At 34.6% G+C, this 18,776-nt stretch carries 20 protein-coding genes; 13 read left to right on the top strand and 7 right to left on the bottom strand.

Annotated elements, in window-relative coordinates; translation table 11 throughout:
• The first annotated feature begins 150 nt into the window (after positions 1-150).
• The 3 genes from ACFOUY_RS20225 to pth all read left to right on the top strand — a co-directional run bounded on the left by ACFOUY_RS20225 (position 151) and on the right by pth (position 2,628).
• Positions 151-1,092 (top strand): ribose-phosphate pyrophosphokinase, encoded by a 942-nt coding sequence (locus ACFOUY_RS20225; RefSeq protein WP_378963098.1) that lies wholly within the window; start codon positions 151-153, stop codon positions 1,090-1,092.
• A 131-nt stretch (positions 1,093-1,223) separates the two neighbouring features.
• The gene (locus tag ACFOUY_RS20220) at positions 1,224-1,808 is read left to right on the top strand and encodes a 50S ribosomal protein L25/general stress protein Ctc (RefSeq protein ID WP_378963097.1); all 585 of its coding nucleotides are present in this window, start codon (positions 1,224-1,226) and stop codon (positions 1,806-1,808) included.
• Between the two features lie 259 nt (positions 1,809-2,067).
• A complete protein-coding gene (gene pth / locus ACFOUY_RS20215; protein ID WP_378963096.1) occupies positions 2,068-2,628 on the top strand; it encodes an aminoacyl-tRNA hydrolase in 561 nt (186 codons plus the stop codon).
• Between the two features lie 149 nt (positions 2,629-2,777).
• Here the strand turns inward: pth and ACFOUY_RS20210 are convergent, their stop codons facing one another.
• A complete protein-coding gene (locus tag ACFOUY_RS20210) occupies positions 2,778-3,443 on the bottom strand; it encodes a tetratricopeptide repeat protein (protein ID WP_378963095.1) in 666 nt (221 codons plus the stop codon).
• A gap of 124 nt (positions 3,444-3,567) precedes the next feature.
• Positions 3,568-3,960, bottom strand: coding sequence for a hypothetical protein (locus ACFOUY_RS20205; RefSeq protein ID WP_378963094.1), 393 nt, complete (start codon positions 3,958-3,960; stop codon positions 3,568-3,570).
• 99 nt (positions 3,961-4,059) lie between these two features.
• Here ACFOUY_RS20205 and recF point away from each other — a divergent pair, with 99 nt between their 5' ends.
• On the top strand, positions 4,060-5,163 hold the full coding sequence (recF, locus tag ACFOUY_RS20200) for a DNA replication/repair protein RecF (RefSeq protein WP_378963188.1): 1,104 nt from the start codon (positions 4,060-4,062) through the stop codon (positions 5,161-5,163).
• On the top strand, positions 5,156-5,446 hold the full coding sequence (locus tag ACFOUY_RS20195; RefSeq protein ID WP_378963093.1) for a DUF721 domain-containing protein: 291 nt from the start codon (positions 5,156-5,158) through the stop codon (positions 5,444-5,446). Before recF ends, ACFOUY_RS20195 begins: the two co-directional genes overlap by 8 nt.
• A gap of 55 nt (positions 5,447-5,501) precedes the next feature.
• Here ACFOUY_RS20195 and ACFOUY_RS20190 read toward each other — a convergent pair whose 3' ends face one another.
• The 3 genes from ACFOUY_RS20190 to ACFOUY_RS20180 form a co-directional block, all read right to left on the bottom strand.
• Positions 5,502-5,681 (bottom strand): hypothetical protein, encoded by a 180-nt coding sequence (locus ACFOUY_RS20190; RefSeq protein ID WP_378963092.1) that lies wholly within the window; start codon positions 5,679-5,681, stop codon positions 5,502-5,504.
• Between the two features lie 59 nt (positions 5,682-5,740).
• The gene (locus ACFOUY_RS20185) at positions 5,741-6,469 is read right to left on the bottom strand and encodes an FKBP-type peptidyl-prolyl cis-trans isomerase (RefSeq protein WP_378963091.1); all 729 of its coding nucleotides are present in this window, start codon (positions 6,467-6,469) and stop codon (positions 5,741-5,743) included.
• A 109-nt stretch (positions 6,470-6,578) separates the two neighbouring features.
• Positions 6,579-6,998, bottom strand: coding sequence for a nucleoside-diphosphate kinase (locus tag ACFOUY_RS20180; protein ID WP_056088170.1), 420 nt, complete (start codon positions 6,996-6,998; stop codon positions 6,579-6,581).
• 197 nt (positions 6,999-7,195) lie between these two features.
• Here ACFOUY_RS20180 and ACFOUY_RS20175 point away from each other — a divergent pair, with 197 nt between their 5' ends.
• From ACFOUY_RS20175 to ACFOUY_RS20150, 6 genes are all read left to right on the top strand, one after another.
• Positions 7,196-8,206, top strand: a complete 1,011-nt coding sequence (locus ACFOUY_RS20175; RefSeq protein ID WP_378963090.1) for a DHH family phosphoesterase — start codon at positions 7,196-7,198, stop codon at positions 8,204-8,206.
• A gap of 108 nt (positions 8,207-8,314) precedes the next feature.
• Positions 8,315-9,313, top strand: coding sequence for an FKBP-type peptidyl-prolyl cis-trans isomerase (locus ACFOUY_RS20170; RefSeq protein ID WP_378963089.1), 999 nt, complete (start codon positions 8,315-8,317; stop codon positions 9,311-9,313).
• 120 nt (positions 9,314-9,433) lie between these two features.
• Positions 9,434-10,201 (top strand): TatD family hydrolase, encoded by a 768-nt coding sequence (locus tag ACFOUY_RS20165; protein ID WP_378963088.1) that lies wholly within the window; start codon positions 9,434-9,436, stop codon positions 10,199-10,201.
• Positions 10,202-10,535: 334 nt separating this feature from the next.
• On the top strand, positions 10,536-11,552 hold the full coding sequence (locus ACFOUY_RS20160; protein ID WP_378963087.1) for an asparaginase: 1,017 nt from the start codon (positions 10,536-10,538) through the stop codon (positions 11,550-11,552).
• Positions 11,553-11,689: 137 nt separating this feature from the next.
• Positions 11,690-13,102, top strand: a complete 1,413-nt coding sequence (locus tag ACFOUY_RS20155) for an MBL fold metallo-hydrolase (protein WP_378963086.1) — start codon at positions 11,690-11,692, stop codon at positions 13,100-13,102.
• 224 nt (positions 13,103-13,326) lie between these two features.
• The gene (locus ACFOUY_RS20150; RefSeq protein ID WP_378963085.1) at positions 13,327-14,298 is read left to right on the top strand and encodes a YpdA family putative bacillithiol disulfide reductase; all 972 of its coding nucleotides are present in this window, start codon (positions 13,327-13,329) and stop codon (positions 14,296-14,298) included.
• Positions 14,299-14,355: 57 nt separating this feature from the next.
• Here ACFOUY_RS20150 and ACFOUY_RS20145 read toward each other — a convergent pair whose 3' ends face one another.
• Positions 14,356-15,177: an alpha/beta hydrolase gene (locus ACFOUY_RS20145; RefSeq protein ID WP_378963084.1), complete on the bottom strand. Its 822-nt coding sequence runs from the start codon at positions 15,175-15,177 to the stop codon at positions 14,356-14,358.
• Between the two features lie 47 nt (positions 15,178-15,224).
• Positions 15,225-16,217: an alpha/beta hydrolase gene (locus tag ACFOUY_RS20140; RefSeq protein WP_378963083.1), complete on the bottom strand. Its 993-nt coding sequence runs from the start codon at positions 16,215-16,217 to the stop codon at positions 15,225-15,227.
• A gap of 386 nt (positions 16,218-16,603) precedes the next feature.
• Here ACFOUY_RS20140 and ACFOUY_RS20135 point away from each other — a divergent pair, with 386 nt between their 5' ends.
• Positions 16,604-17,575 carry a polyprenyl synthetase family protein gene (locus ACFOUY_RS20135; protein ID WP_378963082.1) on the top strand — a complete coding sequence of 324 codons (972 nt, stop codon included), beginning with the start codon at positions 16,604-16,606 and terminating at the stop codon, positions 17,573-17,575.
• A complete protein-coding gene (locus tag ACFOUY_RS20130) occupies positions 17,576-18,628 on the top strand; it encodes a TerC family protein (RefSeq protein WP_378963081.1) in 1,053 nt (350 codons plus the stop codon).
• The last annotated feature ends 148 nt before the right edge of the window (positions 18,629-18,776 follow it).

Raw genomic sequence — 18,776 nt, 5'->3', positions numbered from 1 at the left:
GTTTGTCCGATAGTATAAGGGTAGTACGACAGTTTTTGGTACTGTTTGTCTTGGTTCGAATCCAGGTCGGACAACAAAATTTAGCATCGGATCGTGTATTTAAATAATGCATGATCCGATTTTTTTTAAACCGTAAACTACACACGGACCATGCCATTGCAGTTTAACTCGGTAAAGTTATTTTCCGGAACAGGTTCAAGAGGGTTATCACTAAAAATTGCCGAAAGTTACGGTAAATCACTTGGTGAAGTTACTATACACAAATTTAGTGATGGCGAATTTCAGCCTTCATTCGATGAATCAATTAGAGGTTGTGATGTTTTTTTAATCCAATCTACCTATCAGCCTAGCGATAATTTGATGGAACTTTTATTGATGGTTGATGCAGCGAAAAGAGCATCAGCACATTATATAACTGCAGTTGTTCCTTATTATGGTTTAGCTCGTCAGGATAGAAAAGATAAGCCTCGTGTAGCAATAGGAGCTAAATTAGTTGCCAACTTATTAAAATCTGCAGGTATTCACCGCATTATGACGATGGATTTGCATGCAGCTCAAATACAAGGATTTTTTGATATTCCGGTAGATCACTTAGATGGTTCTGTAATATTTGTTCCTTATATAAAAAGCTTAGGCTTGAAAAATTTAACTATAGCATCTCCAGATATGGGTGGTTCTTACCGGGCTCGTACCTTTGCTAAATTTTTTAACGCCGAAGTTATTATTTGTGATAAACGCCGTAAACGTGCCAATGAAATCGAATCTATGTCGATTATTGGAGATGTTACCGGGCAGGATGTTGTGTTAATTGATGATATTTGCGATACGGCAGGAACTTTATCAAAAGCCGCGGCTTTGATTATGGAGAATGGTGCGGCAAGTGTTAGAGCAGTTTGTACACATGCGGTTTTATCGGGCAAAGCAATTGAAACGGTAGAAAACTCAGTTTTAACTGAATTAATTGTTACGGATACGATTCCTTTAAAAATGGAAAGTCCGAAGATTAGAGTGCTGAGTACAGCTAGTTTATTTGCAAGAGCAATTGCTAATGTAAACGAACATGGTTCTATCAGTGATTTGTTTAAAGTATAATCGAGCTGAAAGCCAAAAGACTAGCGCTCAAAGCGAAGAATAGTAGCATAAAAGAAAAAAGTAAGCAGTAAAAGTTTAAGATGTATGTCTTGATACTGATTACTTAAATACTAATAATAAATAAATATAAAATGAAAACAATCGCAATTAGCGGTTCTCCAAGAGAGAACGTAGGGAAACGCGATGCCAAGGAACTTCGTTACGAAGGTAAGGTTCCTGCGGTATTGTATGGTGGTAAAGAACAACAACATTTAGCTGTTGTAATTGCTGACTTAAGAGACGTAATTTATACACCAGAAGCAAACTTCGTAGAAATTGAAGTTAACGGTGCAAAAACTAAAGCAATCGTAAAAGATACACAGTTTCATCCACTTACAGACGTTTTAATGCACATCGATTTTCTTCAATTATTTGATGATAAAGAAATCGTTATGGAAATTCCGGTTAGATTAACGGGAACTTCTCCAGGTGTTAAAATGGGTGGTAAAATGATCCAAAAATTACGTAAACTTCGTGTTAAATCTTTGCCAGCTAAAATGCCACAAAACGTTGAGGTAAGCTTAGATAAATTAGAAGTTGGAAGTTTATTCCGTGTACGCGATCTTAAAGTTGAAGGTTACACAGTTACTAACACTCCTGAAGATACTATCGTTTCAGTTGCAATGTCTAGAGCATTAAAACAAGCAGAAACTGAAGCAGCTAAAGGTAAAAAATAATCAAGATTTTTAGATTTCCTTGATTGACAAGATTAAGCGGTGCAAATTTATTTGCACCGCTTTTTTTTGGATAGGATTTTTTAGATGGAATTTTATAATCTTTCTTACATATTAACCTTTAGTCTTTGCTCTTTAATCCTTGTTCTTTAATCTTCAGTCTTTCAGCTTAAACCTTTAGTCTTTGATTCTTGCTGTTTGGTCTTTAAGCTTTCTTCTTTTCCCTTTGGTCTTTAAGCTTTAAGCTTTTACCTTTGCAGCCATGAAATATCTTATAGTTGGCTTGGGAAATATCGGTACAGAATACGCACATACTCGTCATAACATTGGTTTTGATATTGCCGATGAATTGGTTAAGGGCTTGGGCGGAAGTTTCGATAACATTCGTTTGGCTTATTATGCAGAAGTAAGCTTTAAAGGAAAGAAACTCCATGTGATTAAACCTACAACTTTTATGAACCTAAGTGGCAAGGCTGTAAACTATTGGATGAAGGAACTAAAGATTGCGCCAGAGAATGTTTTGGTTATTGTTGATGACTTAGCGCTACCATTGGGTAAGCTTCGTTTAAAGCTGCAAGGAAGCAGCGCTGGGCATAATGGTTTGAAAAGTATAGAAGAAGTTTGTGGAGGGCAAAATTACGCTCGTTTACGTTTTGGTATTGGTAGCGATTACCCCAAAGGCAGGCAAGTAGATTTTGTTTTAGGTTTATTCGATAAAAATGAGCAATTAGAACTTCCTGCGTTGATTGATAAAAGTGTAGAATTAATAAAAAGCTACGTAACAATTGGGCCTGCGCATACCATGACTGCTTTTAATAAATAGTTAGCTACGCCCTAAAATTTTCATTTGCGAGATCCGAAGTCATTTGGCATTAAAGTAGGTTGCTTCCTTTCTCGAAATGGACAGCATATTGTAAAACAAAAAAAGACCATCCGAAGATGGTCTTTCACTGTAATATAGTTAGTTAATAATTATTTAACTTGTTCTTCAGCTCTTGCAATGTAAGCATCAACTAATTGAGCTTCCTGGCTTTCAGGGTATTGAGTTTTAATTTTTGTGTAAGCATCAACAGCACCTTTAAAATCTTTAAGGTTTTCGCTTACTAAACCTAATTTCTTTAAAAACATTGGAGAAGTAAATTTACTTGCTTTATCAGCAGCTTTCTTGTAATAAGTAGAAGCTTGTTTGTAATCTTTCAATTCACTGTAAGCATCGCCTAATAAACCTAAAGCTAATGGATCTGCTACCGGACTACCAGTTGCAGTATATTTACTTAAAGCTTCAACAGCTTGTTTGTACTCCCCTTTACGTAAATAAATGCCACCTAAATAAAGGTTAGCTAAGTTTGCCGATTTAGTGTTATCGTAATCTTTAGCAATTTGCTCTAATCCTGGATAACCGCCCTCACCTTTAATCGCTTTGTTAGATAAAGAATCTACGCCGATTAATTGTTCTGCTTTAAACATTTTGCTTGCAGCCTCTTGTGCACGATCTTTTAAGTAAACGTTTTGGTACCAAAAGTAAACACCAATTAAAACGATTACAGCACCAGCTATAAATAGCAAGCTTTTATTATTTTCCTGTAAAAAAGAACCTTTTCTAATAGGTTGAGTTGTCTGGTTATCTGTTGTAGACATGTTTGTTTAAAAAATTTAAGATTGCAAAAATACGTTTTTCAATCAAAGTATCAACCTTTATTTTGAAGTATTTGATTAAACTGTAGTTATTTAGGTGCCAGAAATTACAGATGTTGTATTTCCTTTATCGTAATAAACTAATTAAGGTATTAAACCAGGTTTTATTGTCGGTAAAAAGGCCTGTATAGTTTATAACGAGATAAATGGTTTGACTTTCGGAATTGGTTATAAAAGATTTAATTCTGATGGGTTGCCAAAGTACACCAAAGTTTTTTACCGATGAAGCAGGAAATAATTCGTCGAAACCCATGTAAACTTCTTCAATGTGCGAAAGTGGAAGCTCTAAATGCTCATCGCCAGTAATGAAAATACCATTCGAAGCCAGTAAAATACTGCCCTCGTGGTTATGCATTGGCTTAAGGAATGAAAAAATCCCAGCAATTTTTTTTATCCAGCCAAATCTTTTTTCGTCGTTTAGTTCATAATCGTATGACCAAAGAACATTTCCTTCTAACATTTTTTGCGCAACCATATAATTTTCCTTGCGATGAATGTAAGCTTTATTTTTAACATTGAACATTTGAAGGGTAAAAATTCGGTAAATTGCGCAATATTTATGTGGTTAAAAAACATTACCCTTCTTAATTTTAAAAACTATAGTGATGCTGGAATCAGTTTTTCTGAGACTGTAAATGTTTTTACGGGTAATAATGGCTCGGGCAAAACCAATATGCTCGATGCAATTCATTATCTCTGTCTTTGCAAAAGTTATTTCAATCCGATTGATAGTCAGCAAATAAAAACCGGCGATGATGTTTTTATGATTCAAGGCGATTTCGATCGAAGCAATAAAAACGAAAAGATAAGTTGTGGTGTAAAGCGGAATCAGAAAAAGCAGTTTAAAAGAAACAAGAAAGAATACGTTAAACTAGCCGACCATATTGGTTTATTTCCTGTAGTAATGGTTTCACCATACGATGTAAATCTGATAATGGAAGGGAGCGAGGAACGTAGAAAGTTTATTGATAACGTGATTTCGCAAACTGATTCACATTATTTAGATCAGTTAATTACTTATAACCGAATTTTGGCAAACCGTAATGCTTTATTGAAGCAAATTGCCATTACCAGGAAGTACGACCCAACTTTACTCGAAATTCTTAACGAGCAATTGATTTTTGCCGGCAATAAAATATTTGCTACGCGAAAAGCTTTTATGGATGAATTTATTCCGCTCTTTAACCAGTATTATATTTACCTTACAGATAATAAGGAAACTGTTGAATTAAATTATCAATCGCAGTTAAGCGAAATGCCTTTTGAAGAATTGCTTCAAAAATCTGTTGAAAAAGATCGGGTTTTAGAAAGAACTACAACGGGTATTCATAAAGATGAACTAGCTTTTGTAATTAGCCAAATGCCTTTAAAGAAATTTGGTTCGCAGGGACAACAGAAATCTTTTTTAATTGCTTTAAAGCTGGCTCAGTATGCTTATCTGGCAAGAAATAAAGGATTTAAACCTTTACTTTTGTTAGATGATATTTTTGATAAACTGGATGATAATCGTGTTCAGAAACTGATGCAGATGGTTTCGCATCACGATTTCGGGCAAATCTTTATTACAGATACAGGAATAGAAAGGGTAAAATCGATTTTTAAAAAGATAGAAGTTGATGTAACTTTATTTGAAGTAGATAACGGACAAATACAAAATGCGTAAACCTAACGATATAACAATGAAAGATGCAATCAGCAAAATGCTTGATGTGTATCGCTTACGCCGTAAATTCGACGAAACATCTATTTTGGCTATCTGGCCAGAAATAATGGGTACTGCAATTGCCAATCGTACCAAACAGATTTATATTCACGATAAAAAACTATTTATAAGGATAGAATCTTCGGTAATTAAAAACGAGTTAGTAATGGTTAGAGAAGGGATAATTCAGAAACTAAATGCACATGCTGGTGCTACGGTTATAAATGAAATGGTATTCTTGTAAAAAAGCTTGAAGGCTTTTTAAATCTCCAAGCTTTTGTTTTTTTATTAAGTGAATTTTAGCCCTTATTTCCGCCTCCAAATACTTTTGCAAGTATCCAGATAAGCAGAGCGACTACAACTACAACTACTATAACGCCAGACCAAACGCCGGCTTTGAATATACCACCTATAAGTTCACAACTGCTAAGGGTGCTGCATAAAAATGCAATTATTGCTAAAGGAAATGCTCTTTTCATAATGTTGTTAATTTTTGTAATAGCTAACATTAGAAAAGAAATAAAGTTTTAAACTAAGCTTATTTTCCGTTAACTTTTAATAATTCAATTTCGAAAATTAAGGTGCTATATGGTGGAATATCTTGGCCTGCACCGCGTTCTCCGTAAGCTAAATCGTATGGAACATAGAATTTATATTTAGAGCCAGTTGGCATTAGTTGCATGCCCTCAGTCCAGCCTTTAATAACTTGGTTTAAGGTAAGTGTAATCGGCTCGCCTCTATCGTATGAACTGTCGAATTGTTTTCCATTTAGTAAAGTGCCCTTGTAGTTTACCAATACGGAATCGGTTGGAATGGGTTTAACTCCCGTTCCGGCAGTTATAACTTCGTATTGTAAGCCGCTTGCTGTTGTTTGTACACCAGCACGCTTTTTATTTTGCTCTAAAAAGGTTTTGCCTTCTGCAATTTGGCCTGTAAACTTGCTTTTGTTTGCATTTGTTAATATGTTGCTAATACATTCTTGCGCCTGTTGTTGATCTAGAATTAACTTTCCACCAGTAAAAGCATCCTTTAAGCCTTTTAATAATACATCATAATTGAAAGTAGAAAGTCCGGTTGTTTTTAAACTGGCTCCAATAGAAGTGCCGAAAGCGTAACTTGCAGAATCTAGTGAAGATTTCAAAGAAATGGGAGCAGCTGCAGGTTTTGTGCTTGTTGCAATTGGTTTTTTAGCGACTGGTTTTTTTGTTTGTGCATAAGATGCAACTGCGATACCAGAAATAAGTATCGATAAGAAAACTTTTTTCATTTATTTATTGTGATTTTTTGAGTATTTGAGAGGTGAAAGATACAAAACTTATAAAAAAATAAAACCCCGAAAATTCGAGGTTTTAAATGGTATTTTTTATAACGAGGTTTTAGAAACGCTCATCAGCTTTGAAGAAGAAATTACCTTCTATTTCTGCATTTTCATCAGAATCCGAACCGTGAACTGCATTTGCATCGATAGATTTAGCATATTTCTGACGGATTGTACCTTCTGCAGCTTCGGCAGGGTTAGTAGCGCCAATTAATTTTCTGAAATCTTCGATCGCATTATCTTTTTCTAAGATAGCTGCAACGATTGGTCCTGAAGACATAAAGCTTACTAAATCTTTATAGAATGGGCGCTCAGCGTGTACCGCATAAAACTGACCGGCAGTTTCATCAGTTAACTTAGTATATTTTAATGCAATGATTTTAAAACCTGCATTTGTAATGTCGTTTAAAATAGATCCGATGTGGCCATTTGCTACTGCATCTGGCTTAATCATAGTAAAAGTTCTGTTAGTGCTCATTGTGTTTTTTGATATCAATTTTTTTTTGCAAAAGTACGTTTTAATTAACAAAAGAAAAATGTTTAATCTACTCCACCTACTAAAGCCGCAACTATAACAATACCTGATGCCAGTATGTTCTTAATATGTTACCTAATAAAGGTTTAAATAACAACCTAACTAATACTAAATTTACTTAGCTTTGCAGCGCAAAAATTATGCTTACATTAATACAACTAAAATCCTTACTGGCTACGCCACAGAAAATTGTAATTACTACACATCATAAACCAGATGGTGATGCAATGGGCTCCTCGTTGGGTTTATATGGTTATTTGATTCAGAAAGGCCATCATGTAAAAGTGATTACTCCAACTGATTATCCGGTGTTTTTGCACTGGATGCCAAATAATGCCGATGTTGTAATTTTTACCGAAGAGCAAGAAAAATCTGCAAAACTTGTAGAAGAGGCTGCATTAATTTTCTGTTTGGATTTTAATACCCTTAGTCGAATTAACGAATTAGGGGAATTAGTTAGGGCTGCTTCTGCAAAGAAAGTAATGATCGACCATCACCTTGATCCTGAAGATTTTGATGATTATCGCCATTGGGATATAAATGCTTGCGCTGCTGCTCAATTAGTTTACGATTTTATTGTCAATCAACTGGAAGATGAAAAAGGTATAAATAAAGACGTTGCATCTTGTTTATATACCGGTATTATGACAGATTCTGGTTCATTCCGTTTCCCTTTGGCGACATCCAGTGTTTATCGTATTGCGGCAAATTTAATTGATGCAGGTGCAGAACACTGGAAAATCCATCAATTAGTATACGATAATGCAAGTGAAGACAGATTACGCTTTCTAGGTTATTGCTTATCTAATAAGTTGGAAGTTTTTCACGAATACAATACAGCGATAATTACCGTTACTAAAGAGGAACTTTCAAAATACCACAGTACAACGGGCGATACAGAAGGTGTTGTAAATTACGCTTTATCTATAAATGGAATTCGTTTAGCGGCATTGATTATCGAAAGAACTGATAAGGTTAAATTATCTTTACGCTCTACAGGTGATTTCCCAGCCAATGAAATTTGTAAAAAATATTTTAACGGTGGTGGCCATAGAAATGCAGCAGGTGGTGCATCTGATAAATCGTTAACAGAAGTTATAGCTGAATTTAAATCTATACTTCCAGCCTATAAAAGTCAATTAATCGTTTAATAAAATAAAAATAAACGGGTTTATACCTGATAGCAATTCAAAACAATCAAATTAATAATGAAACCTGCGAAGCAAGCTTCATAACAAAAGAAAAACAATAAATTAATAATGAAAAAAGGAATTATCATTCTGTTTGCAGCAACATTAGGTTTAGCTGCTTGTAACAATTACAAAAAAGGTGAAGGAGATTTGCAATATAAAATCCTAAAAGACGAAGGTAAAGAGAAAATTAAAGAGGGGGATTTTGTTAAGTTAAACGGTATTCAAACTGTTGAAGGTAGCACTAATGCAGACTCTACTTTAGTAAATACTTACGATAACGAGCGTCCTGCATTTTTTCCAATTAACAAATCTATGTTTAAAGGCGATTTAGTTGCGGCATTAAAAATGTTAGGTGAAGGTGATAGCGCATCATTCAAATTGAATTTAGATTCGATGGCTAAATATTCTGGTCAACCTAAACCAGCTGGTTTAAAAAGCAACTATGCAACTTTTACTGTTAAAATTGAAAAAGTTTTGCATAAAGTAGCTAATGAGGCTGATTCTACTTTCGAGAAAAAGAAAAGAGAGTTTTTTGAAACAGAATACAAAGGTTTAATTGCTAAAAACAAAGCAAATGAATCGGCAAAAATCAAAAAATATATCGATGACAATAAATTAGAAGTAAAATCTACAGCGTCTGGTTTACAATATATTATTGAAAAACCAGGTAATGCAGAGAGAGCTACATTAACGGATACAGCAGTTGTTGATTACACAGGTCAGTTCACAAACAAAAAAGGCGACGGTAAAATCAATGTATTTGATACATCAAACGAGAAAATAGCTAAAGAAGCAGGTATTTATTCTCCAATGGCTCAGTATGCAGCTCGTCCTCTAGTTTTAGGTCAGTTAGCACCAGGTTTTATCGAAGGTGTTCAATTAATAGGTGTTGGTGGTAAAGTTAAAATCATCATTCCTTCGAAATTAGGCTATGGTGAAAATGGCGGTGGTCCAATTAACCCATTCACGCCTTTAGTGTTTGATATCGAAATCAAATCAATTAAAAAAGGTCCGGTTGGTGGCGCAGTTACATTGCCTCCAGTTCAAGCAACTCCTGCTCAATAATAAAATATTATATAGTTAGAAAGCCCTGAGATTTTAAAATCCCAGGGCTTTTGTTTTGATTAAATTTTTGGCCTTTATCTTTTGATTTTAAACTTTTAGCTTAATCCTTAACTTTGCAGCATGATTTTTACAGATACACATACTCATTTATATTACGAAGAAGATGCTGATAAGCAAACCCAATTAATGGAGCGTTGCTTTGAAAATGATGTTAATCGCCTATTTTTGCCTAATGTTGATGTAAAATCAATTGCAATGATTGATGATTTGGTGAGCAAGTATCCAGAAAATTGTTTTGCAATGGCTGGTTTGCATCCCTGTGATGTTAAGGAGGATTATATCGCTCAATTGGATGAGATTTACAAAAGTATTTCTAGGAGGAAAATATATGCAATAGGCGAAATTGGGATAGACTTGTACTGGGATAAAACTACATTAAGTATTCAGCAAGATGCTTTTCATAAACAGATAAGCTGGGCTAAAGAACTAAGTTTGCCAATTGTAATCCATTGTAGAGAGGCCTTTAATGAAGTATTCGAGGTGTTGGAAAGTGAACGTGATGAAAAGTTAAGAGGAATTTTTCATTGTTTTACCGGAAATGAGAAGCAAGCAAAGCAAGCCATAGATTTGAATTTCTATTTAGGAATTGGTGGTGTAGTAACTTATAAAAAATCAGGATTGGATGCGGTTTTATCTCATATTCCTTTAGGTGACTTAGTTTTAGAAACAGATTCTCCGTATCTGGCTCCTGTTCCTTTCAGAGGCAAACCTAACGAAAGTAGTTACCTGATTTATATTGCTCAAAAATTAGCAGAGATTTATAATTGTTCAATTGAAGAAATTGCGAATGTAACGACTGAAAATTCAAAGAAAATTTTTGGGGTATAGTTTTTTGTAACTCTCATTTCGACCGAAGCCGAGAAATCTTTGAAACGTGGTTTGTGTTACAAATAGATTTCTCAATTTCAGCTTTGCTCCATTCGAAAAGGACGGCTGTTTGTGGTGGTGTGACAAAAAAATGTCGGGGAATCTATGGTTAACGAAAATTAATGTATTTGTGAACGTTGATTTGTTGTTTGATTTTTAGAATATAAGCTTATAAATTGCCGTATTTATAATTTTAATCAAATTTTTAGCTATATAATTATGATTTTGTAAATTTCGTTCTATCATTTATATTTTTTTGCTTTCTTTGCGGTGAGCATTCAACTGAATAAACCAAATGAACAAAATTCTTATAATTTATACCGGAGGTACAATCGGTATGATAAACGACCCAGATAATGGAATGTTAGTTCCCTTTAACTTTGAACAGATAAAAGAAAATGTTCCTGAGTTAAGTCGTTTAAATTATCATTTGGATGTTCACTCTTTTAATCCAGTTTTAGATTCATCAAACATGGATCCCGAAATCTGGAAAACTCTAGCAGAATTAGTTTACACAAACTACGATTTATACGATGGTTTCGTTATTCTACATGGGTCGGATACTATGGCTTTTACAGCTTCAGCTTTAAGTTTTATGTTAGAGAATTTGGGTAAACCTGTTGTTTTAACGGGTTCGCAACTTCCAATTGGTGAGATAAGAACAGATGCAAAGGAGAATTTAATTACTGCCTTAGAAATAGCTGCAACTAAAGAAAAAGGCAAGGCCTTAGTTCCCGAAGTATGCATTTATTTCGATGCGCAACTCTTCAGAGGTAATCGCTCTATAAAATATAACATAGAAAAGTTCGAAGCTTTCCGCTCTCCAAACTATCCATTGTTGGCCGAAGCTGGTGTTCACTTAGATTTTCACAGCAATTACATTTTAGAAGCACCAAAAGATAAATTAATTCTACGCACAAATTTCAATTCTAATATTGGTGTATTAAAATTATATCCGGGTATTACTATACAGGCGGTTCAGGCAATTACCGAATCTAAGGTTGACGCGATAATTTTAGAAACTTTCGGTTCGGGTAACACCACAACGGCACAGTGGTTTTTAGATAGTCTTCAGAAAGCAATTGATAACGATAAAATTATTATCGATATTTCTCAATGTAAAAAAGGTTCAGTTCAACTTGGTCTATACGAAACAAGCAGAGAATTACAGCAAATGGGTATTTTAAGCGGATTCGACTTAACTTTTGAAGCAACTGTAACCAAGCTGATGTTTGTTATGGGTTTAGGTTTGCCAATTGAAGAAAGTAAAAAGCTAATGGAACAATCATTACGAGGAGAATTATCTAATTAAGTAAAACTTCTGCAATTATGACAGAAGTCATTTCGGATGTGAGTAATTAGCTCTATTTTTGTTAGAAGAGGTAAAACATAAAGTTTAGGGCATAAGGTTTGTCTTCAAGCTTTGTATGCTACTTTATACTTATTAACATGAAAATAGAACAAATTTATACCGGTTGTTTAGCAGAAGCTGCATATTATATAGAAAGTAATGGCGAGGCTGCAATTATCGACCCATTAAGGGAAGTTGGAACTTATTTAAAGAAGGCAGAAAAAGCTGGAGCATCTATTAAATATATCTTTGAAACTCATTTTCATGCTGATTTCGTATCTGGGCATGTAGATCTAGCCGAAAAATCTGGTGCTGAAATTATTTATGGCCCTACTGCAAAAACTGAATTTAAATCTCACATAGCAAAAGATGGCGAGCAATTTAAAGTTGGTAATATCTCAATTACCGCTTTACATACCCCTGGTCATACTTTAGAATCTACAACCTATCTGTTAAGAGATGAAAATGGAAAAGACCATTGCATTTTTAGTGGAGATACACTTTTTATAGGCGATGTGGGTCGACCTGATTTAGCTCAAAAAGGAAATTTAACGATGGAAGACTTAGCAGGAATGCTTTATGAATCGTTAAATAATAAAATTAAGCCTTTGGCTGATGATGTTATCGTATATCCTGCTCATGGTGCAGGCTCGGCTTGTGGTAAAAGCATGAGTAAAGAAACTTTTGATACTTTGGGCCATCAAAAGCAGGTTAATTATGCTTTAAAGGCAGAAACTAAGGAACAATTTATCGCAGAAGTAACAGATGGAATTATGCCTCCGCCCCAATATTTTGCTAAAAATGCAGCTATAAATAAAGGTGATGTAGAAAGCATTGATGATGTTTATGAGAAAGGTTTGAATGCTTTAAATGCACAAGCTTTTGAAGATATGGCTAACCAAACCGGAGCTGTAATGTTAGATACCCGCGACCCTCAGAATTTTGCCAAAGGCTTTATTCCAAATTCAATTAATATAGGTTTGAACGGACAATTTGCACCTTGGGTTGGTGCTTTAATTACCGATTTGCAACAGCCGATTTTATTAATTACGGATGAAGGTAAAGAAGAAGAAACCATTACCCGTTTAACCCGCGTTGGCTATGATAGTACGATTGGCTATTTAGAAGGTGGTTTTAAAAGTTGGACGGATTCGAATAAAGAGCTAGATACTATCGAATCAATCTCTGCCGAAACATTTGAACAATTATCTAAAGAAAGAGAAATTATAGCACTTGATGTTCGTAAACCAGGCGAATATGAAGCTGAACACTTAGAGTTTACTTTAAGTCGCCCTTTAGATTTTATAAACGACTGGACAAATGAAATTGATACTAAATCTACTTACTATATTCACTGTGCTGGTGGTTATCGTTCTATGATAGCGGCTTCAATTTTAAAGTCGCGTGGCGTAGAAAATGTAATTGATATAGCTGGAGGTTACGGTGCTATAAAAAATACAGGTTTAAAAAGAACCGATTTTGCTTGCCCAAGTAAGGCGATGAAAGTTTAATCAATATCTAATTGCTAGGCGTTAAGTTGTTTATTTGTCTTGGCCAGACGGGCGCTTTTCTTTTTGATGTCAAAAAGAAACAAAAAACACCGGCTTAAAATTTTTCTTTTAAAGTTAGTAGCTTGGCATTGGTAAGCTATTCCGAAAAATTTGTTAGGCTGGGTTAAAGTAGAACGAAGATTCTCTACTTAGGCAAAACTACCGTTCATTTATATTTGATAATCATGTCAGTGTTACAAAATCATTACGATATCCTCATCATTGGAGCCGGACCAATTGGTATGGCTTGTGCTATAGAAGCTCAAAAAGCTAATTTAAGTTACGTGATTATTGAGAAGGGCGCTTTAGTAAATAGTTTATTTAATTACCCTGTTTTCATGACTTTCTTCTCTACATCTCAAAAATTGGAGATTGGAGGAGTACCCTTTGTAACGATTAGTCCTAAACCAAATCGAAATGAAGCTGTAGAATATTATCGTCGCGTAGCAGAGAAATTCTCTTTAAATATTAACCTTTTCGAAATGGTAAATCAGGTTACTAAAAATACTGCAGGCACTTTTGAAATCAATACATCAAAAGCAAATTATACTGCAAATAATGTAATCGTTTCAACTGGTTTTTATGATGTTCCTTTGTTGATGAATATTCCTGGAGAAGATTTACCAAAAGTTACGCATTATTATAAAGATCCGCATTTATATGCATTTCAAAATGTGGTGGTTGTTGGTGCTAATAATTCTGGCGTAGATGCAGCACTCGAAACTTATCGTAAAGGCGCTAATGTTACGCTTGTTGTTCGTAGCGGAGAACTTGGGCCACACGTTAAATATTGGGTAAGACCGGATATTCAAAACCGAATCAAAGAAGGTGAAGTTAAAGCATTTTTTAATTCTGAATTGGTAGAAATAAGAGCAGACGAAGTTGATATTAAAACACCCGAAGGAATTCAAACCATCCCTAATGATTTTGTAATTGCAATGACGGGTTATCAGCCTGATTTTTCTATGCTGCGCAAATTCGGAATTGATTTACCCGAAAACCTTTGCCCGGTTTATAACGAAGAAACCATGGAGACTAATGTGAAAGGTTTGTACCTAGCTGGCGTGGTTTGCGGTGGCTTAGATACACACAAGCTTTTTATAGAAAACTCTCGTATTCATGCAGAAATGATTGTGAATAATATTATTGATGCGTAAGACTTAAAAAGTTTTAAATACGCTATTTGCTGTAAACTTCTCAAGTCTAATGCTGGTTTATTTCTTCGGATAAAAAAGCCCAAAACCTCTGTAAAGCCCGTTGTGTAAAATGGTTGCATGATTTTCATCAGGAAGTTGGAGGAAATTTACGTTTAGATTTTTGTGTTGTTTTAAAACCTCAGCAAGTTTTTTTGCATCCTTTTCCATTTGTTTTCCCTCAGTTTCAACTGAAATAAAAACATCAGCTTTAGCGGTCGAAAGGCTCTTCGAATATTCAGAAATAGCATTTAAAAGCGATTCATTATTCCACCATAAACTTGGGCTTATTATCATGTACTTCGAAAAAAGCTGAGGCTTTTTAATTAATATTTCAGTTGCTAATAAGCCGCCAAGCGATTGTCCGATAATCGTTTTTGAATCGTTGGTTTTGTAATTCTTTTCAATGTATGGTTGCAATTCTCTTTCGATAAAAGAAATAAAATTAGCCGATTTTCCGGTTGTTGGGAAATCTTTTAAATCTTCCTTTATTGTTGTCGGAAAAGTGAAATCTCTTTTACGGTCGATATTTGCAATGCCTACGATAATCGATTTTGGCATGATTTCAGTCATAGTTAAAAACTGAACTAAACCCGTTACATGTATAAAATCTTCATTCGCAGAACCATCCAAAAGATAAATTACAGGATACGTTTTTGCAGAATCGGGCGAATAACCTTCAGGTAAATAAATATTTAATATTCTTGTTTCCCTTAGTTCCTTTGAATCAATTTTTTCAATTCGGGCTAACACGAATGGCTCTGTCTGTTTTTGTGCAAAAGATGCAGATTTAAAAACTATTAGTGTAATGAGTAAAAAGAGTGTTGTTATTTTGCTTTTCATTAAGGATGATTTTGTAGATACACTATAATATGCATCGGATGTAAATATTAATATATAGGAATTTTTAAGACGTTTCCTGCAAAATTATCTATCGAAGTTACTACGCTTGGCAAATCTTTTGAAGTTAGGTAAGAACCTAAAACATGATTTCCTGCGTTTGGAATTGCTATTTTCTTTTTCAATTCTGTTGGAGTTCCCAGCTCATCGAACATTTTAAGCATAGCATCTACACGTACAACCGGGTCTTGTTCTAATTCATTTTTATAATAGTAAAGCATTAAAACGGGCTGTTTTACTTTTTCGAAAACACTTTTAGTCATTGTACTTTCGATAAATTCCTGTAATTCAACTAAAGATTCTATACGGTAATTTGTGTACCAGTATTTTTTATATTCCAATGTTCTGCCGTCAACTAAACGTTCATCGCTGCCAAGTACCTTTCTTGCAATTTGCAAACCCCAAGGGTCGTTAAGTAGCCATGCATTTTTATCGTTAATGGCCACATTTGGCGAAAGGAGGATTAAGCTATTAATTTCTGGGTAAGTTGCTGCAAGCTTTAAAGCAACTGTTCCGCCGGTAGATGTACCAACCAAAATCACCTTTTTGCCAAGCTTTTTACCAATTTCGTAAGCTTGCTTACTGGTTTCCCAAAGTTTATCCGCAGTAAAATATTGCATTGGCGCAATAGTATCAATACCGTGTTCGGCCAGGCGAGCCAGATAAAGATTAGCTTTTAACTTTTTAGCTAAGTGTAAATGAACCGGATTACCTTCGGTTTTTGATGCAGAAAAACCATGTAAGTAAACAACTGCATATTCTGTTTGTTGATGTATAGAATCTGCCCAAATAATTTCTGCTTCGTTGCCAGGCTTAATCTTATGCTTACTTTCTATTGTTTTAACATAATTGTCGAGGTCTTTTAAATCGGGAACGTTTATTGGTGCGGTACTGTAAACTGGTTTTTTTGGCTTCGGGCCAATTAAATAGCCTGCCACTATTATTGCGGAAAGGCTTAATAAAACTTTGTAACGCTTTTTCATGAAATACTAAATTGTTCGTTAATGGTATTAACTTAAGTATAATACTTTTTTCTGCAAAATAATCTCAATTACCTCAGTAATGGCGAGCGCTAAAAAAAAGAAAATTATCGATTTAAATGTAAACTTTTGAAATAAATAAAGCTAATTTTTAACTGAATAGCTCTGTAGTTTTGAGGGAAAACTTACCTGCATTTGCCTTTGTTTTTAAACCCGACAGAGCCAAATAGCCCGCAAGCCGAAGTATGAGGGTAAGGGCTATAGGCGACGGCGGGAGGAAAGAAATGAAATATTACTTCCGCTGCTTTTCAAGCCATTATATTGCTTTTTATTAGATTATCTTTTTAAGGGAAATTAGCTTAAGTTTGCAGTCAAAATTTTTCGACTTAATGCCGGGAATCGAACAGATAAAAAAACCTATAGCAGCCGATATTAAAGCGTTTGAAAAAACCTTTAAAGAATCTATGCACAGCGATGCGCCGCTGCTAGATAGGATTACGCACTACATTGTTAAACAAAAAGGGAAGCAAATGCGTCCGATGTTTGTGTTTTTTGCTGCAAAACTTTGCGGTGGAATTACAGAATCGACACACCGTGGAGCTGCTTTGGTAGAACTTTTACATACTGCAACATTGGTGCACGATGATGTTGTGGATAATGCTTATGAGCGCCGTGGATTTTTCTCGATAAATGCTTTATGGAAGAATAAAATTGCCGTTTTAGTCGGCGATTATCTTTTGGCAAAAGGTTTATTGCTTTCGGTAAACAATAACGAGCATCGTTTGTTACAAATTGTATCGGAAGCGGTTAAGCAAATGAGCGAAGGCGAATTGTTACAAATTGAAAAGGTTAGAAAGATGGATATTTCGGAGGATTTGTACTTCGATGTTATCCGTCAGAAAACAGCTTCTTTAATTGCTTCTTGCTGTGCAGCTGGTGCTGCCTCGGCAGGTGCTGATGATGCTACAATAGAAAAAATGCGATTGTTTGGCGAAAAGGTTGGTATCGCTTTTCAAATTAAAGATGATACTTTCGATTTTGGTACAGATGATGTTGGTAAACCTTTGGGTATAGATATAAAGGAAAAAAAAGTTACTTTACCTTTAATTTATGCTTTAAATAAAGCCGAAAAAGCAGAACGGAAACAAATTATTAATTTGGTAAAAAACCATCAGGACGACCCAATTAAAATTCAGCAGATTATTGATTTTGTGAATGCTAAAGAAGGCGTTTATTATGCAAATCAGAAAATGCAGGAATATCAAAAGGAAGCTTTCGATATTTTACATGAGTTTGAAGCCGGCGAGGCAAGAACAGGTTTAGAACAACTCGTATTATATACAACCGAACGTAAAAAATAAATGAGCAACGAGTTACTTTTCAGCATAGGATTTCTTCTATTTATTGTGCTTATACTGGCTTTGGATTTAGGTCTTTTTAGTCGTAAAGAGCATATTGTAAGCTTAAAACAAGCTGGGATTATGAGTTTAATTATGGTTGCTATGGCAATTGGGTTTTACTTTATCCTGCTTACAGAAGGCCATCAATTGCATGGAATTAAAGATTTTGCTCACCTTAAGGAAATTGTAGCTAGGCATCAGCATCATATAAAGCTTATCCCCGATGATTTTGAAGGTAGTTTGGCTGTTTACAAACAAAATCTAGGTCTGGAATTTTTAACTGGTTATGTTATTGAATATGCATTATCAGTAGATAATATTTTCGTAATTGTTTTAATTTTTACAGCCTTTGCAGTAGAAGAGAAATATTATCACCGCGTGTTGTTTTGGGGTATTTTAGGCGCAATTATTATGCGCTTTATTTTCATATTTGTTGGTGCAGCGTTGATTACAAAGTTTGCTTGGATACTTTATATTTTCGGTGCTTTCTTAGTATTTACAGGTATTAAAATGTTTTTCAGTAAAGATGAAGAGGATAAAATAGACCCAGAGAATCATCTTGTCGTAAAATGGGCTTCTAAAATATTTGCCATTCATCCAAAGTATGAAGGAAAAAACTTCTTTGTAAAAATCGACCATAAAACATTCGTAACCCCATTATTTCTGGTGCTTTTAATTGTAGAATTTACCGATTTGCTTTTTGCTGTCGATTCAATTCCTGCAATTTTTGCGGTGACTAAAGACCCATATATTGTATTCTTCTCTAATATTTTTGCAATTATGGGGTTGCGCTCTATGTTCTTCTTATTGGTAAATATTATTCACAAATTCCATTATTTAAAAACTGGTTTGGCAGTTTTATTAGCTTTTATCGGTGTAAAAATGCTCGGTCATGTTTATTTAGAGAAATGGGGCTTCACCACACAACATTCGCTAATTGTTATCTTAGCTATTTTGGTTATAAGCGTGGTGGCGTCGTTAGTTTTTCCAAAAAAGAAAGTTCATCATACTTAGTATTTTAACCATATAACATTGAAGAACATATAATTTTATGTAAATATTTAAGATTAGCTAAGTTTTTCTCCAATGCCTAAGCAGGTAAAATTATCAATTCATTATTTTTTTGAAAAGCAGAAGCTGTATTTCATTTTAGCTGTCATTC

It is taken from the genome of Pedobacter jamesrossensis, from assembly GCF_042650905.1.
Lineage (GTDB): Bacteria > Bacteroidota > Bacteroidia > Sphingobacteriales > Sphingobacteriaceae > Pedobacter > Pedobacter jamesrossensis.
The sequence above is the reverse complement of the archived record's forward strand: the minus strand, read 5'-3'. Positions and strand labels throughout refer to the sequence as shown.

What these genes read in the sequence shown, in the direction of transcription:
- ACFOUY_RS20225 (WP_378963098.1), top strand. Translation starts at nt 151, where the DNA reads ATGCCATTGCAGTTTAACTCGGTAAAGTTATTTTCCGGAACAGGTTCA.
- ACFOUY_RS20220 (WP_378963097.1), top strand. Translation starts at nt 1,224, where the DNA reads ATGAAAACAATCGCAATTAGCGGTTCTCCAAGAGAGAACGTAGGGAAA.
- pth (WP_378963096.1), top strand. Translation starts at nt 2,068, where the DNA reads ATGAAATATCTTATAGTTGGCTTGGGAAATATCGGTACAGAATACGCA.
- ACFOUY_RS20210 (WP_378963095.1), bottom strand. Translation starts at nt 3,443, where the DNA reads ATGTCTACAACAGATAACCAGACAACTCAACCTATTAGAAAAGGTTCT.
- ACFOUY_RS20205 (WP_378963094.1), bottom strand. Translation starts at nt 3,960, where the DNA reads ATGTTAGAAGGAAATGTTCTTTGGTCATACGATTATGAACTAAACGAC.
- recF (WP_378963188.1), top strand. Translation starts at nt 4,060, where the DNA reads ATGTGGTTAAAAAACATTACCCTTCTTAATTTTAAAAACTATAGTGAT.
- ACFOUY_RS20195 (WP_378963093.1), top strand. Translation starts at nt 5,156, where the DNA reads ATGCGTAAACCTAACGATATAACAATGAAAGATGCAATCAGCAAAATG.
- ACFOUY_RS20190 (WP_378963092.1), bottom strand. Translation starts at nt 5,681, where the DNA reads ATGAAAAGAGCATTTCCTTTAGCAATAATTGCATTTTTATGCAGCACC.
- ACFOUY_RS20185 (WP_378963091.1), bottom strand. Translation starts at nt 6,469, where the DNA reads ATGAAAAAAGTTTTCTTATCGATACTTATTTCTGGTATCGCAGTTGCA.
- ACFOUY_RS20180 (WP_056088170.1), bottom strand. Translation starts at nt 6,998, where the DNA reads ATGAGCACTAACAGAACTTTTACTATGATTAAGCCAGATGCAGTAGCA.
- ACFOUY_RS20175 (WP_378963090.1), top strand. Translation starts at nt 7,196, where the DNA reads ATGCTTACATTAATACAACTAAAATCCTTACTGGCTACGCCACAGAAA.
- ACFOUY_RS20170 (WP_378963089.1), top strand. Translation starts at nt 8,315, where the DNA reads ATGAAAAAAGGAATTATCATTCTGTTTGCAGCAACATTAGGTTTAGCT.
- ACFOUY_RS20165 (WP_378963088.1), top strand. Translation starts at nt 9,434, where the DNA reads ATGATTTTTACAGATACACATACTCATTTATATTACGAAGAAGATGCT.
- ACFOUY_RS20160 (WP_378963087.1), top strand. Translation starts at nt 10,536, where the DNA reads ATGAACAAAATTCTTATAATTTATACCGGAGGTACAATCGGTATGATA.
- ACFOUY_RS20155 (WP_378963086.1), top strand. Translation starts at nt 11,690, where the DNA reads ATGAAAATAGAACAAATTTATACCGGTTGTTTAGCAGAAGCTGCATAT.
- ACFOUY_RS20150 (WP_378963085.1), top strand. Translation starts at nt 13,327, where the DNA reads ATGTCAGTGTTACAAAATCATTACGATATCCTCATCATTGGAGCCGGA.
- ACFOUY_RS20145 (WP_378963084.1), bottom strand. Translation starts at nt 15,177, where the DNA reads ATGAAAAGCAAAATAACAACACTCTTTTTACTCATTACACTAATAGTT.
- ACFOUY_RS20140 (WP_378963083.1), bottom strand. Translation starts at nt 16,217, where the DNA reads ATGAAAAAGCGTTACAAAGTTTTATTAAGCCTTTCCGCAATAATAGTG.
- ACFOUY_RS20135 (WP_378963082.1), top strand. Translation starts at nt 16,604, where the DNA reads ATGCCGGGAATCGAACAGATAAAAAAACCTATAGCAGCCGATATTAAA.
- ACFOUY_RS20130 (WP_378963081.1), top strand. Translation starts at nt 17,576, where the DNA reads ATGAGCAACGAGTTACTTTTCAGCATAGGATTTCTTCTATTTATTGTG.